This is a genomic window from Nostoc sp. NMS8 (assembly GCF_017115045.1).
Classification (GTDB): domain Bacteria; phylum Cyanobacteriota; class Cyanobacteriia; order Cyanobacteriales; family Nostocaceae; genus Nostoc.
In genome coordinates this window covers 248311-260430 of the sequence record NZ_JABXKK010000098.1, presented here as the reverse complement: position 1 = coordinate 260430, position 12120 = coordinate 248311, and the positions used below count along the sequence as shown (strand labels likewise).

The 12120-nt window shown below is 41.6% G+C and carries 16 protein-coding genes; 12 read left to right on the top strand and 4 right to left on the bottom strand.

Translation table 11 applies throughout. The features are described 5' to 3' along the window. Positions 1–3 precede the first annotated feature (3 nt). From HWQ39_RS24300 to HWQ39_RS24260, 9 genes are all read left to right on the top strand, one after another. Positions 4–1578, top strand: a complete 1575-nt coding sequence (locus HWQ39_RS24300) for an AAA family ATPase (protein ID WP_292850652.1) — start codon at positions 4–6, stop codon at positions 1576–1578. Continuing rightward, complete coding sequence (locus HWQ39_RS24295) at positions 1571–1876, top strand: hypothetical protein (protein WP_292850649.1); 306 nt, start codon at positions 1571–1573, stop codon at positions 1874–1876. The genes HWQ39_RS24300 and HWQ39_RS24295 overlap by 8 nt, the downstream gene beginning before the upstream one ends. A 42-nt stretch (positions 1877–1918) precedes the next feature. Then, positions 1919–2320, top strand: coding sequence for a DUF6876 family protein (locus tag HWQ39_RS24290; protein WP_292850646.1), 402 nt, complete (start codon positions 1919–1921; stop codon positions 2318–2320). Positions 2321–2347: 27 nt separating this feature from the next. After that, the gene (locus tag HWQ39_RS24285) at positions 2348–2566 is read left to right on the top strand and encodes a hypothetical protein (RefSeq protein ID WP_292850643.1); all 219 of its coding nucleotides are present in this window, start codon (positions 2348–2350) and stop codon (positions 2564–2566) included. A gap of 429 nt (positions 2567–2995) precedes the next feature. Further along, positions 2996–3208: a DUF2997 domain-containing protein gene (locus tag HWQ39_RS24280; RefSeq protein ID WP_292850640.1), complete on the top strand. Its 213-nt coding sequence runs from the start codon at positions 2996–2998 to the stop codon at positions 3206–3208. Then, positions 3187–3522 carry a hypothetical protein gene (locus tag HWQ39_RS24275; RefSeq protein ID WP_292850637.1) on the top strand — a complete coding sequence of 112 codons (336 nt, stop codon included), beginning with the start codon at positions 3187–3189 and terminating at the stop codon, positions 3520–3522. Before HWQ39_RS24280 ends, HWQ39_RS24275 begins: the two co-directional genes overlap by 22 nt. Positions 3523–3665: 143 nt before the next feature. Then, positions 3666–4079 (top strand): DUF1257 domain-containing protein, encoded by a 414-nt coding sequence (locus HWQ39_RS24270; protein WP_292850634.1) that lies wholly within the window; start codon positions 3666–3668, stop codon positions 4077–4079. 84 nt (positions 4080–4163) lie between these two features. Further along, the gene (locus tag HWQ39_RS24265; protein ID WP_292850631.1) at positions 4164–5015 is read left to right on the top strand and encodes a hypothetical protein; all 852 of its coding nucleotides are present in this window, start codon (positions 4164–4166) and stop codon (positions 5013–5015) included. 101 nt (positions 5016–5116) lie between these two features. Next, positions 5117–5614 (top strand): hypothetical protein, encoded by a 498-nt coding sequence (locus HWQ39_RS24260; protein ID WP_292850628.1) that lies wholly within the window; start codon positions 5117–5119, stop codon positions 5612–5614. Positions 5615–5768: 154 nt separating this feature from the next. Here the strand turns inward: HWQ39_RS24260 and HWQ39_RS24255 are convergent, their stop codons facing one another. Genes HWQ39_RS24255 through HWQ39_RS24245 form a run of 3 tightly spaced genes read right to left on the bottom strand, consistent with a single transcriptional unit; the run spans position 5769 to position 10537 of the window. Further along, on the bottom strand, positions 5769–6302 hold the full coding sequence (locus HWQ39_RS24255; RefSeq protein WP_292850625.1) for an HU family DNA-binding protein: 534 nt from the start codon (positions 6300–6302) through the stop codon (positions 5769–5771). Positions 6303–6350: 48 nt separating this feature from the next. Next, a complete protein-coding gene (locus tag HWQ39_RS24250) occupies positions 6351–8966 on the bottom strand; it encodes a hypothetical protein (protein ID WP_292850622.1) in 2616 nt (871 codons plus the stop codon). Between the two features lie 5 nt (positions 8967–8971). Further along, positions 8972–10537 carry a hypothetical protein gene (locus tag HWQ39_RS24245; protein ID WP_292850619.1) on the bottom strand — a complete coding sequence of 522 codons (1566 nt, stop codon included), beginning with the start codon at positions 10535–10537 and terminating at the stop codon, positions 8972–8974. Between the two features lie 131 nt (positions 10538–10668). Between HWQ39_RS24245 and HWQ39_RS24240 the strand changes: the two genes are divergently transcribed. Continuing rightward, on the top strand, positions 10669–10848 hold the full coding sequence (locus HWQ39_RS24240) for a hypothetical protein (RefSeq protein ID WP_292850616.1): 180 nt from the start codon (positions 10669–10671) through the stop codon (positions 10846–10848). On the opposite strand, the gene HWQ39_RS24235 is transcribed toward HWQ39_RS24240, so the two are convergent. After that, a complete protein-coding gene (locus HWQ39_RS24235; protein ID WP_292850613.1) occupies positions 10832–11077 on the bottom strand; it encodes a hypothetical protein in 246 nt (81 codons plus the stop codon). The two genes, HWQ39_RS24240 and HWQ39_RS24235, sit on opposite strands and share 17 nt — an antisense overlap. 204 nt (positions 11078–11281) lie before the next feature. Here HWQ39_RS24235 and HWQ39_RS24230 point away from each other — a divergent pair, with 204 nt between their 5' ends. After that, the gene (locus HWQ39_RS24230; RefSeq protein WP_196511554.1) at positions 11282–11464 is read left to right on the top strand and encodes a hypothetical protein; all 183 of its coding nucleotides are present in this window, start codon (positions 11282–11284) and stop codon (positions 11462–11464) included. 89 nt (positions 11465–11553) lie between these two features. Next, positions 11554–12120, top strand: coding sequence for a GIY-YIG nuclease family protein (locus HWQ39_RS24225; protein ID WP_292850606.1), 567 nt, complete (start codon positions 11554–11556; stop codon positions 12118–12120).

Sequence of the window (12120 nt, the reverse complement as noted above, 5' to 3'; positions counted from 1 at the left end):
GATATGCAAAGCAAAGCAGGGTGTAAAGCTGGTGAAAAATCAGAACTTGAATTGATGCTGGCTGCTAGATTTCCTTTGATTTACGTAGTCACGCCAGAGGAAGAGATAGCAGAGAAAGAATTAATTGCGATCGCCCAATCCCGCAAGGGTCAGATTTATTTCTGGGACTATGCCCGTGGTTGGTCAGATAATTCTGGACAGGACAAGGGCAACCCGATGAATGCCTTGGCGCGTGTGGCAAAATCTCCAACGAATCAGGTGGCGTTATTCGTACTAAAAGACATTTGTACTCTGATTGCTCCTAGCAGCAACGGTCAAATTACCCCGGCACAATTGCCTCTGGTTCGAGAGATTAAGAATTTGGCGCGGGACATGGCACGAGACAGGCGCACACTTGTACTACTTAGCGACCAACTCAGGCTACCTGTGGAACTGCGTGAAGAAACTACGATTGTAGATTTCTCATTGCCTACTGCTACAGAGATTTCCATCCTCATTAATGACTTAGTTGGCAAGAAAACCGCGATTACTGAACCAGACCGTGAGCAATTAATCAAAGCTTGCCAGGGATTGAGCCGTTGCCGTATCAGTCGGGTGCTGGCAAAATGTTTGGCCAAGTCGGGAAAGGTTGATGAAAGTGCGATCGCTGCTGTGATTGAAGAAAAGCGCCAAGCAGTATGCGAGACAGGTATTTTAGAATTTATTCCCGTGCAAGCTGGACTGGAGTCTGTGGGCGGCTTGGAGAATTTGAAGGCTTGGGTAAAAGTTCGTAGTCAAAGTTTCAGTGATAGGGCTAGAAAATATGGTTTACCCGCTCCTAAAGGGGTGTTACTCGCAGGAATTCAAGGTACGGGTAAGTCACTTTCGGCTAAAACCATTGCGGCTGAATGGAAACTGCCACTCCTACGGCTGGATGTTGGGCGGTTATTTGGGGGGGTTGTTGGTGAAAGTGAATCACGGGTGAGGCAGGTGATTAGACTGGCTGAGGCGATCGCTCCTTGCTGTTTGATGATTGATGAATTGGACAAAGCATTTGGCAATATCACCAACGGTTCTGATGGTGATTCTGGAACTAGCCGTCGTGTATTTGGAACACTACTCACCTGGATGCAGGAGAAAACGGCACCGGTTTTTATCATTGCCACTGCCAATAATGTCGAGCTACTTCCAGCCGAAATGTTACGCAAGGGCAGGTTAGACGAACTATTTTGGCTTGACCTTCCCAATCAACAAGAGCGATCGCAAATTTTCAGAGTTCACCTTTCCAGACTCAGACCGCAGCAGATTATTGATAACGAGTTTGATTTTGACTTACTCGCCTCTCGTGGTAGGGATTTCTCAGGTGCGGAGATTGAGCAGGTGATTTATGAAGCAATGCAGCAGGGGTTTAGCAGGGGGGAGGAATTTACACAGGGGGATTTGTTAGATGCGATCGCTGGCTGCGTTCCCTTGTCTCAAATCGCATGGGTTCAAATTCAATCATTAATCAAATGGGCAGAATGCAGTGGTGCTAAAAGTGCCAGTTCTAGAGTCTGTGTGAACAGTGAAGAAACATCACTTTTGGAAGTTGATGAATAATCCAGTTGAAATGAGTAAATGTCAACATCTAGGTTGTGAAAGCACAAACGTTACAGAATGTTTTTACCCAACTGAATCGGAGGTGACAGTAAATCCTGAATATTACTGCACTAAACACGCTCATGAACATGGTTTTTGTTACCTATGTGGTCAGTTTTGGGGTGGTGTTGAAACATTTGAATTTGCTGTGATTTATGGTGGCATAGAGGGAGTCTGTGAAAATTGTGAGGCAGAAGTTAGAGAAGATTTAGACGATTCTGAAGAGGATGGTGGTGATTATTTTACAGAATATTTGTAACTAATGCTGTCGCTTTTTGAATTTGATGATTGAGGATTTATCATGCAAGCTCAAGAAGAATTAGCGCAGAAACTTGAACAGGAGCTACAGCAATTTACGGGAACTGAAAGCTATTACAAACACTTACTAGGGTTTCGTTTTACTGATGGAGTTAAGTTCCTTGCAGAAGAGGCGCAAGCATACTGGCTAATTGATGCTATTATCTCTCACCAAAGAAAGCTCCAAAGTTACGATTTTCAACTCTGGTTGTTAATCGTTGGTAAAGATCATGAATTTATCAAGCCAAAACCAGAAAAAGACGCTGTTTTAACTTGCTGGGAAGATACTCCAAATGCAGGAATTAAGCCATTAGTTAGGCAGGAAATTATATTGACTGACTTTCCACTGAAAATAATCAAGCTCTATCTAGAGAACAAAATTTTGCTGTTGCCTAGTGAACATTAATGCTTCTCAAAAACATCAGGTAAAGCCATGACTAAAACTATAACAGTTGAGCAAATAAAAGCAATTATTCGAGGTAGCGAGGAAAATCTCAAGCTGCTGTCAGCGTTACCAGAATACCAAAAATTAGAACAAAGTGAATATTTCACTACATCTAATGATTTAGTTTTGGGTGATGCAATTGAAGCATTGTTTGAGATTTACGAGGCGATTATCTCAATTCAATATCAACAAAAATCCAGTGAGTAATGCTTCGTCTAAAACTTGGACATATTCAATTTTAAGTAATTAGCGTGATTGGTGGGTCGCTCCCACCTTTCAACATGAATCAATTTAAACAACATTTAACCGAACATCAACTAACTTTGACTCAAAGCCTGAAAACTTCCAGGGGAAAAGAATATATGAGGTTTTCTCGACTGGTTTTTGAGAGTTTATCTGGACAAATTAAGACAGATGCAACTGCTATTGTCGAAAATTATCATAAATTTACAGCAGTTAATATTGCAGAAATAGCAATTAAATACAATCTTGGTTTCAAGCCTTGCTGTGAATTTCTTGAAAAATTAAAAATTCTACCTCAAGGAACCTACGATAGGCTGAGATTCCAAAAAGACTTTAAAGTTGGCAATATCTTTGCCACAGCCAGAAAGAGAATATCTGAACAGGAGAAAATTAATGCAATATCGACAAATTCAAATAACAATCGCCAAAGACGGTACTATCACCGAGCGCGTGATTAATGGAGTTGGTAATAGTTGTACAGAACTCACTGCCGGGTTAGAGAAGGCATTGGGTGAGGTGCGATCGCAAGAACTTCTACCTGAATATAATCAGCAACCAATCGAAAATCAGGAGGATGAGAACCTATGGCAGAACCAGAACATTTAGAGTTTTCTGAACCACTATCAAGCCATGAATACTCTGCGTTTTTAACAGGATTGGTAAACTATCTTGAAAACCCATCAGAACTAGGGCGACTGGAGCAATCCCTAGAAATAATTAACGAGCAACTTAATTCAAATAGTTCTGAAAATTACTATTGCTACCACTGCGGTGCTGATTTCTCTGATTGGTACAGCCTTTCGGACGAGGAGCGAGAACATCAAATAGAGTCTGACCCAGATATCAATCCTGGAAACTTGCCTATTTGTTGCCCTTGTTGTGGGATTCCTTATGAAGATGAGGATGATGAAATGTATTAACACTATTCCTTTTGATGGAAAGCTTCTTTGCCCCCAATGTAATCGCAAGGTAATAGAAGCTGTCCGTTACTTCCAAAAACCAATTTCTGAAATTACAACACCTTTTACCCGGCCAATTCCATCAATTTTACCGGAGCAGAATAATGTCTCACCTAACCCATATCAGAACCACTATCAAAAACCCGCAAGTTCTGGAGAAAGTTTTAATTGAAATGATTGACGATGGACTTAACGGCATTCTCCAAGGAGCAAAACTGGAGCATAACACTGATATTCACGATCCTTTTGGGAATAGCAAGATAGCAGAACTTGTTATTAGACGAGTGCAAAACTATCAAGGAGGTTACGATTTTGGATTTAAACTTAGTGATTCTGGAGAGTTTCAGTTTCTAACCCGTGATGGTTCAAAGCGTGATGCCCAGAAATTCATAGAAACTCTAACTCCTTGGTACGCGAAAGAGAACGCGATCGCTGCCCTAATTGCCCAAGGTTTTGATATTGAATCTCAGACAGAATCAAATAGTGAAATGATAGTCACCGCTAGTAAATGGGCTTAGTTAAGGCAATTGAAAATTAATTCCTCGTTGAAATCAGCGAGGGATTTTTTTAAGTTAGTATAGAACATCTGTACTATACCATCTATGTTTAGTTGTCAACTTGCAAATACTTATAGCCCGACTAAAAACTATAGTGTTAACAATTGGTTTTCAACCCCAAAACTGGATGGGGTTCGAGGGTTATATATTCCCGGTCAGGGATTAATAAGCCGGACGTTAAAAACAAAATATGTTGGTCTTGAACATATCGAGAATGTCTGCGCCCAGATAGCACAAGCTGGTTATGTTATTGACGGAGAGCTTTACATTACTGATGAAAAATTTGATGTCATATCAGGAATAGTCCGCGATCGCAAAGGCTATGACATTACCCAAAAACAGCGTGTTCAGTTCCATGTATTCGGTCTGTGGAAAGACAACACCACCTGGGCGAATACAGAGGCAATGGTTAGTAAAATTCAAGAAATAATTCCTGGTGGTCAATCGGCAGTCGTAGCAGTGCCGTACACAGTTATCGAAACTAATCCGGTGATTGTGCAAACTCAAAACCAACTTAATAAAGATTCTGGTGCTTCCGATGAAGGAACGATGCTAAGGCATCCAGACGTAGCCTATTACCAGGGGCGATCGCAACACCTACTGAAAGTCAAAAACTTTGAGAAGGGCACGTTTATTGTCACGGACTTTCACAAAGGTACTGGCAAATATTCCAAAAGTTTGGGGAAACTTTCTGTTGAAGGTAAAGCAGGTGAAGTCACAGTAAAATCCAAAGTTGGAACGGGATTTAGTGATGCAGAAAGATTAGATATTTGGGCTAATCAATCCAAATATACTGGAACTAAGATTGAGGTAATTTATATGGGCATCACTAATAGTTCTAGTAGTTCTATAAAAAGCTTGAGACATCCGGTATTTTCTCGAATCATTCAAGATTAATTCAGGATGAAAAAAATATTTAAAATATAGTTAGTTTGTACTACTTTTGCTAAACTAGGCAGTATTAAAAGTTAAAGCCTACCTACAAATCAGGAGACAAAATGGCTTTTGAAACCGCAAGTTTGGCAGTTAAAACATTAAATGCAGTCCTGAAAGATTATAACTTTTGGGGCCAATCGGAAAGTGACTCACCGCTAAAGCCTGGACGAACAAAAGCAGTTATTGACAGTGACAAACTCTTGTCTTTGGATAGAAGTTTACGCATTAAGGCTGGTGCAACTTCTAATAGCATTCCCAAGGATCGCATTATCACTAGTAAGACGTTGGACGAAGTGTTTGTGCCACTTGCCAATAATGCGATCGCAGAACTCAAAAATCAGAGTGATATGGTTGATGCTGGAACTGCAACTTTAGAAAGCCTAGCTAGCGAAGCTGAAGCAGTTGAGTACTACGTGCAATTGTATGAAGTATTCAAGCAACTAACAGATGCAAAAATATGGTACGTTGACAGCCCAAGCGATGCTCCCGTTGGTTTGTTTATCACCGGAACAGTAGGTAGCGAAACTGTTTACGCACAGACTCTGTTAATTCAGACCTAATTGCATCTAGTTTGACAGCCCATTTCCATCTATAGCCCTGGACTAATTTGGTTCAGGGTATTTTTTTATTTTTAATTCTTTTTCTACAAATTAATGCCCAAAATATAACCCTCCTTAATGTGACTGGAGGGTTCATTTTTTCTGCATCAAACAACTAAGCAGCTTTTTTAAACAAGTAACCTAGTTCAGGGATGTCTTGAGCAAGTTTCCAACCAGTGCGCTCACTCCATAACGGAGTTGTTTCGGTTAACCCCTTGGCAACAAGTTGAGACTCAGGTACTTCAACAGGTTGACCATTAATTTGTATATGCCACAAGTTTTCAGTACCACTTGCTAGTAGCTCTAGTGGAATTGGTGGGGGGACTTTAGAAACTTCAGTTTTATTTTGCTCAACTGGCAATACAGACTGTGAAACAGCAGGGTCAGGTTCAATCGAAAATGTATTAGCAAATTTAAACACTGCCTTCCGTCTGGCAGAAATTTTAATTGCTTCTCCTGTTTTGGGATTTCTGCCGTCACGTTCGGGCAAATCTTTGTGAGAAAAAACCCCGAATTTTTCTAGTTTGACACTTTCCCCTTTACGAAGTGAGACTTGTACAAAATTAATGAAAGACTCAAGAATGCTATCAACAGTTGTCTTGTTGTAACCAGTTGAAGACTGAATGTATTCAGATAAGTGGGAGTTCATAATTAGAAAACAAACGCAAAACCTTCCCATGATTATAGCTAATTATAGCTATTTGAAGAAAAGATAGTCTTTGATTTCTTCTTCGGTCATGTTTGGATCAAAAAGTGTAACTTCAGTTGTTTTAGAATCCTTGAATCTAGTTGAGTAAATCTTCATGGTTTTAGTAATTCCTGGGAGCATATAGGGACGATATTTTTCACCAATATTTCCTAAGTGAAACCAGCCGGTTTGAGTTTTTGCACCCTCCCATTTCATCTCAAGGGCTAGATATTGCTTGCTAGAAACTTCACGAATGTAAGCACGAACCATTACCTCTTGCCCTTTCCAAGGGTTTTTTTGTGGTGCTGACCAAGAACCGTGCTGAACTGCGTAGCAAATAATAACCTTGGCTTCCTCTGTTTTAGAGTTCTTGAGCTTTTCCACAATTTCGTCAGCGAAGATCATAAACACTAATCCAGCATCGCCAGTTTCCGCCTGATGTGCCACTGTCCAGTAGGCACTAACCCAAGACATCGCTTCGTAAAAAGTGCCGTCAGGTTTGGCAGTTTCCAGAATGTTTTGCTTACTGGCCTTTGTTGCCTCCGCAGTTTCCCGAATTAATCTAGTAGACCCATCATTGCCTTCTTTCCATTCAATAGCTTTTCGCATTGCATCTCGGTAGGTGTCCCGGTGAGAAATAGCGATCGCTAGTTGTTCCGGTGCATAACTTACATCATTGAACAAAACCTTTTCGTAAGTTCTAGGTGAGGAATCAAGCCGGAGGTCTGGTGCTTTCCATTTTGAATTAACTGTTTGAACTATGCGGGATACGGTATCAAGAGCATCTGCTTTTACTGCACAAGGACGGTCACGGTAACAGGCTGGTTCTTTGAAGTCTTTTAGCCAAGGAGACTCAGCGCCTTGTTCATTCAGAAACGCTTTAACAGCATCTAAGCCATTGATGTTATTGGGGTAAGCACTCTTGAGAGAGTCAACCGCGATTTGCACTTGCTGAGAGAGAAAATCGATAATCCGCATTTCCTCATCTTGTTTCTGTTCACCCCCAGCAGGAATGTTTAAAACGATTTGCTCACAACCGCCAGAACGCGCCCTTGCCAACAGCGAGGCAACAATCCCCGTTAAGTCGTTCATTGAGTTGATGGCAATTTGTTGTAAGTTGCCAGTCAGTGCCATTTTAGGAAATTTCTTCGTTGCTGGAGGTTCATCAAAGTTAGCGATCGCCTCCCTCATATTTGGGTACGCACTACTCCTAACGAGTTGAATAAAATCCCCATCAGTATCGCGCCCCAGGTTTAGAAGAAGTAAACGGGGTGCAGCCATAATACCGGTGCTGTTGATGTAAGTTCCTTCATGAAGGTTCTCCCACAGCTGACAATCGCCCCAGTGCCGCATAGGATTGCAGAAAACTATGTACTCGCCCTCTTCAAAGTCTGGAGCGCAAAATACCTTTCGTCCTTTAATTCGTCCATCAGGTAAAACAATATGGTAGTGAGCTAGCAACTCGTCAGGTTGTGCCATAAGTGAATAGAACCGCACACCTGCGGCCTTAGCTAAATTCAACCAGACAGCTTGCATACGCTCTTTCACCCGCCGCACAACATAGGGGTGCAGCAGTAAGATTCCTTGTTTATCTGCCTGGATGATGCGGATCATTGTGTTCTCATACTCAGCTTCCGATTGAAGCTTGTCAGACCCATCTTCAAGTTCGGCTTCAGCTTCAGACTGGTCGATTCTCAGAATTTCGGCTAAGTCAGTGATGCTGTTGTAGGCTTTGGATAGGCGATCGCACTTTTCTTCTAGCCGACTAATAATCTTGTCTTTTTGTAAAGTTTCAAAATCAAACCACTGAAACAACATCCATCCTGGTTTGGCGCGGCGTTCTTCTGCTTCAAACACCAAACCCATGAGAATCTTGCCTTCATGGTTGCCCAGTGTCGGTTTATTGCCCTTGAGTGAAGATAGTGGGATTACTAAATCAGCACCAAAACTATCAAGCTTGGGGTTGTAGGCAACTGTACCCTTGCCAATCCACTCACCCCAGAGAGCAGCGCGAAACTGTAGGGGTCTACCTTCATCTACATAGTTGTTATCACCATCTGGGTCAGCAGGTAAGCCCAAAAGTTGCATCAGACGTTTACTAGCTTTGGCATGAGAATCACCACTTTCCCAGTGAATATTGTTTACTTGGTCATCCAAGAAATTGCCATCATCATCTTTAGCTTCATCATCAACGACGATGAATCTCATTTGTTGATAGACCATTTTCTTACAGCCAGTGTGCAGAATTGATCCATAGATAATGCGTTTCCATTGGTCTTTGGCTGCCTCGCCGTAATATTTCTTACCTACAGTCTGTTTATTAGTAAACGTAAATCTGCCGTGATTCCTAGAACCACTTGCCATATCCAAAAAGAAAGCAGCCTCATATCCCTTTGGCTTGAATGAGTCTAGCGATCGCGGGTTAGTTTCGGTTTTCTCAATTTCCCCAATACAAAATTCTAATTTAGGGTGAAGTCCTGCAAGTAATATATTGCGGCTAACAACAACAGGTGCTTCTGACCAGTTTTTATTTTTGCAACTCCACACCTGCCACTCAGAAACAGTCTCGATTCTACCCTGAGAGCCATCTGGTAAATATCTCGTGTTTTTAAATTGAATACTCATATTCTTTACTCTTTATTCAAAAAATCAAAATTTGTAGAAAACTCAGTCCATAATGTAGTAGCTATTTCATCTTTCATAGGAATTGGTACAGCCAAACTCATATCAATGCAGAGTTTCCTCGCATCTCCATCAAATGAAAATGCGTAGACATTGGCATACTGTTTCCCTGTTTCTTGAATCAAATCTTCTTTAATTTTGCCCAAGTCCTTAAGCTTTTCTTGAGCATTACCAAGGAGTCTAGCAAATACTGTATCAGGCTCCTGATTGTTATTACCTACTGCTAATACTGTTATCCAGTTACCGATATCAGCCTTTTGACTCAACTTAATCGTAATGATAATAATCACTGCTGCTGCAATTATGTAGGGAGCGCATGAAGTTAGAAAACTCCAAGCTCCTGCAAACATTCCAGTGTTATTGAACACTGCGGGAAGTAAGTCTTTTGCACCTCTTAGGACTCCTCCAGCGATGTAGCGAACTGCTTCAGCACCAGATGCGTTTAATCCCTTCAGAACAAGACTAGTCACTGTTTTAGTTACTGCGTCTGCTAACTGTGCGGGGATAGCTACGCCTTTGAGGATGAATGTTTGCAGCAATCCAGAAGCGATCGCATTTACCACACCAATCACATCAATAACACTCGGCGAAGCAACAGGGATAATCGCGCTGGGTGAGAAACTTGAAGAAATTGTATAGCCGCCAACCGAATCATTTTTGTATTTTTCGTCTTTTATTAATGCCAATAATTTGTTAAGTTTGTCTATAAGTTTGCGAAAATCTTTAATTGCCGGATTTAGTACTTTTTTCCTTAACTCTCTCATGTCAGCCAGAAAAGGGTCTAGAGCTTTTTTCTTCAATGCTCTAATGCCCTCAGTAAAATCATTCTTTATCTTTAATAAACTTTTCTCTAAATCAATATAGAATTTTGCAAATTCGTCTAATACCTTTTCCCTGACAATCTGAATACCTCTAATTACTTCTTCTGGAATATAATCTTTCCGTTCTTGTAACTGGTCAAGCAGAGGTTCTAAAATCTGAACTGCTTTCTCTTGAATTTTCTCTGCTAGACTCTGCAACCAATCTTTGTTTTTAATTTCTGTTGCTTTAACTTTCTGATAAATTGAAAGCTCTCCCATTTGTCCGTCATAACTGTTAGAACTAAGTTGCTTGTTCAACAAACCTATATTCAAGAATAAATTGTTTGCTTGAATAGCGGCATTATAAATCTGAAGATCACGAGTTTTTAATTTTAAACTAACTGCAAGCTGGTCGCCTTTTGCAGCCAAATTACTGTACATCTTGGAATTAAAACACTTGTTGATACCGTAGGAAGTTCGTAGCATTTCAACGGACGAACTTTTTACGATATTACTTATCTCGCTCTCAGAAAAGTAGCTAAGTATATTTTCTATGGTGGGTAAATTTCCTCTGGAAAAGCTGATAGGTTTTAACTCGTCGAACCAATCAAACGGACTCTCTAAGGCGCTAAAAATATCGTCGGGGACATCTAAACCACCTTTTTTTATCCAATCTTCGCCAGATATTTGACCTAAAATGTCTTCTTGGCTCATAGCTCATAGCTACTTTTAGTACAAAAATACTAATTATTTTAGCTCATGATTCATGTCAAGTCCGAACAATCACTTATCATTTAACCCACCTTCCGCCTCAGAGCATCCCCGCTTCCCTCTTTGAAATTCCGATGTCTGGCTTGGGGGCTTTCTCTAAAAATGAAGGGATGAAGGGCGATCGCTCCCTTTCCCCCAGAACTGGAGGTCAAGCGATCGCACTTTTGACCTTCTCAAATTACCGCCAAAAAATAACTCCCGCTTGGGGACATCTATTACTTAGATTTGGCGTGACGACTATTTCACCACAATAGGTCTATTCAAAATGCTCATTACCTCGCCTGGGTTAGGGCTTGGTAGCAAGGGACTCCAATCTCCAACATCTGCATAACCAATCACCTGCAAGTAGTGAATTGTGCTGGTCACAGCTTTAGAAGAACCAATCAACAGATGTTTGAGCGGTTCTTTAAAAGGGGTTGCTTCAGAGGATGTTTGATTGGTGGTGGGGTTGTTAGCACCTGACAAAAAGCTTTGTGTCATCATTTATTAGTCTCCCAATATGGGGGTAAACATTGGCGATCGCTCTGTTTGGTGTCCAGCCGGAGGGCGATCGCTTCGCCGTTGCGCGTTGCAACACTCACAATCATACTGCCGAAATAGGACAATCGGATAATAGGATAAACCGCTAAATCAAAATATCCTAAAAAGCTGTGTAAAAATTAAGCCGTTGTACGCTGTGCAAGGTTGATGAGCGAGAAGAAGGAATTACGGGGCTATGTTTCTCCAGAGTTAAACCGATTGTTTAGGGCAGTAGTAGCCCTCAAAGATAAAAACCTCAGCGATACGATCGCTGAGGCTCTAGAAGATTGGCTCAATAAACCTGAGAACCAGGAAATAATCAAAAAGCACAATTTGAAGTCCGAAGAATAAGCGATCGCTCACTTTCCAAGAGAACTAAAGCTGTTAACAGGTTTACTCGATTCAGTTCTGAGAGATAATCTGCTTTGTAACTCCCAGTGATGACTTTGGAACCCAACCAGCTAAACCTATTTCCAGAAGTGAAACCCACAGCAGCACCTAGAGCAGAGGGGCTGGTGATGAGTGCTGATGCTCTGCTGAAGTGGAAATCTCAGATTTTTGACTATCAGCAGGTAGTAAGGGAAAGTCAGCCACCACAACAGACGGCATTATTTGATCTAGCCCCGGCGCACTGCGACCCAGACCGGATTGATCCGTTGCAGTTGTCAGTGCGATCGCTCTCGTTTTGGAGAATGCCAGCTGATAGCCCCGGCGATGCGTGTCTTTACTTTGTTGTTGATTCTGCGGCTGACCTGATTTTGTATGTGGGTGAGACGTGCAGAAGTAACAAGCGCTGGAAAGGGATTCACGCCTGCAAAGATTACATCGCCAGCTATCAGGATTTACATTATCGCTATGGGTTGCAAACAGCAGTCAACATCGCTTTTTGGTGGGACACCCCTGTTGACCGACGCGCACGGCAGGAGTTGGAGTTGAGTCTGATTTTGAAGTGGCGATCGCCATTTAACAAGGAAATGTGGGAGCAGTGGGGGCAACCGTTTGGGTAA

Bases quoted from the DNA above. Each gene is read 5' to 3' on its own strand.
- HWQ39_RS24300 (WP_292850652.1), top strand. From the start codon at position 4: ATGCAAAGCAAAGCAGGGTGTAAAGCTGGTGAAAAATCAGAACTTGAA.
- HWQ39_RS24295 (WP_292850649.1), top strand. From the start codon at position 1,571: ATGAATAATCCAGTTGAAATGAGTAAATGTCAACATCTAGGTTGTGAA.
- HWQ39_RS24290 (WP_292850646.1), top strand. From the start codon at position 1,919: ATGCAAGCTCAAGAAGAATTAGCGCAGAAACTTGAACAGGAGCTACAG.
- HWQ39_RS24285 (WP_292850643.1), top strand. From the start codon at position 2,348: ATGACTAAAACTATAACAGTTGAGCAAATAAAAGCAATTATTCGAGGT.
- HWQ39_RS24280 (WP_292850640.1), top strand. From the start codon at position 2,996: ATGCAATATCGACAAATTCAAATAACAATCGCCAAAGACGGTACTATC.
- HWQ39_RS24275 (WP_292850637.1), top strand. From the start codon at position 3,187: ATGGCAGAACCAGAACATTTAGAGTTTTCTGAACCACTATCAAGCCAT.
- HWQ39_RS24270 (WP_292850634.1), top strand. From the start codon at position 3,666: ATGTCTCACCTAACCCATATCAGAACCACTATCAAAAACCCGCAAGTT.
- HWQ39_RS24265 (WP_292850631.1), top strand. From the start codon at position 4,164: ATGTTTAGTTGTCAACTTGCAAATACTTATAGCCCGACTAAAAACTAT.
- HWQ39_RS24260 (WP_292850628.1), top strand. From the start codon at position 5,117: ATGGCTTTTGAAACCGCAAGTTTGGCAGTTAAAACATTAAATGCAGTC.
- HWQ39_RS24255 (WP_292850625.1), bottom strand. From the start codon at position 6,302: ATGAACTCCCACTTATCTGAATACATTCAGTCTTCAACTGGTTACAAC.
- HWQ39_RS24250 (WP_292850622.1), bottom strand. From the start codon at position 8,966: ATGAGTATTCAATTTAAAAACACGAGATATTTACCAGATGGCTCTCAG.
- HWQ39_RS24245 (WP_292850619.1), bottom strand. From the start codon at position 10,537: ATGAGCCAAGAAGACATTTTAGGTCAAATATCTGGCGAAGATTGGATA.
- HWQ39_RS24240 (WP_292850616.1), top strand. From the start codon at position 10,669: ATGTCTGGCTTGGGGGCTTTCTCTAAAAATGAAGGGATGAAGGGCGAT.
- HWQ39_RS24235 (WP_292850613.1), bottom strand. From the start codon at position 11,077: ATGATGACACAAAGCTTTTTGTCAGGTGCTAACAACCCCACCACCAAT.
- HWQ39_RS24230 (WP_196511554.1), top strand. From the start codon at position 11,282: ATGAGCGAGAAGAAGGAATTACGGGGCTATGTTTCTCCAGAGTTAAAC.
- HWQ39_RS24225 (WP_292850606.1), top strand. From the start codon at position 11,554: ATGACTTTGGAACCCAACCAGCTAAACCTATTTCCAGAAGTGAAACCC.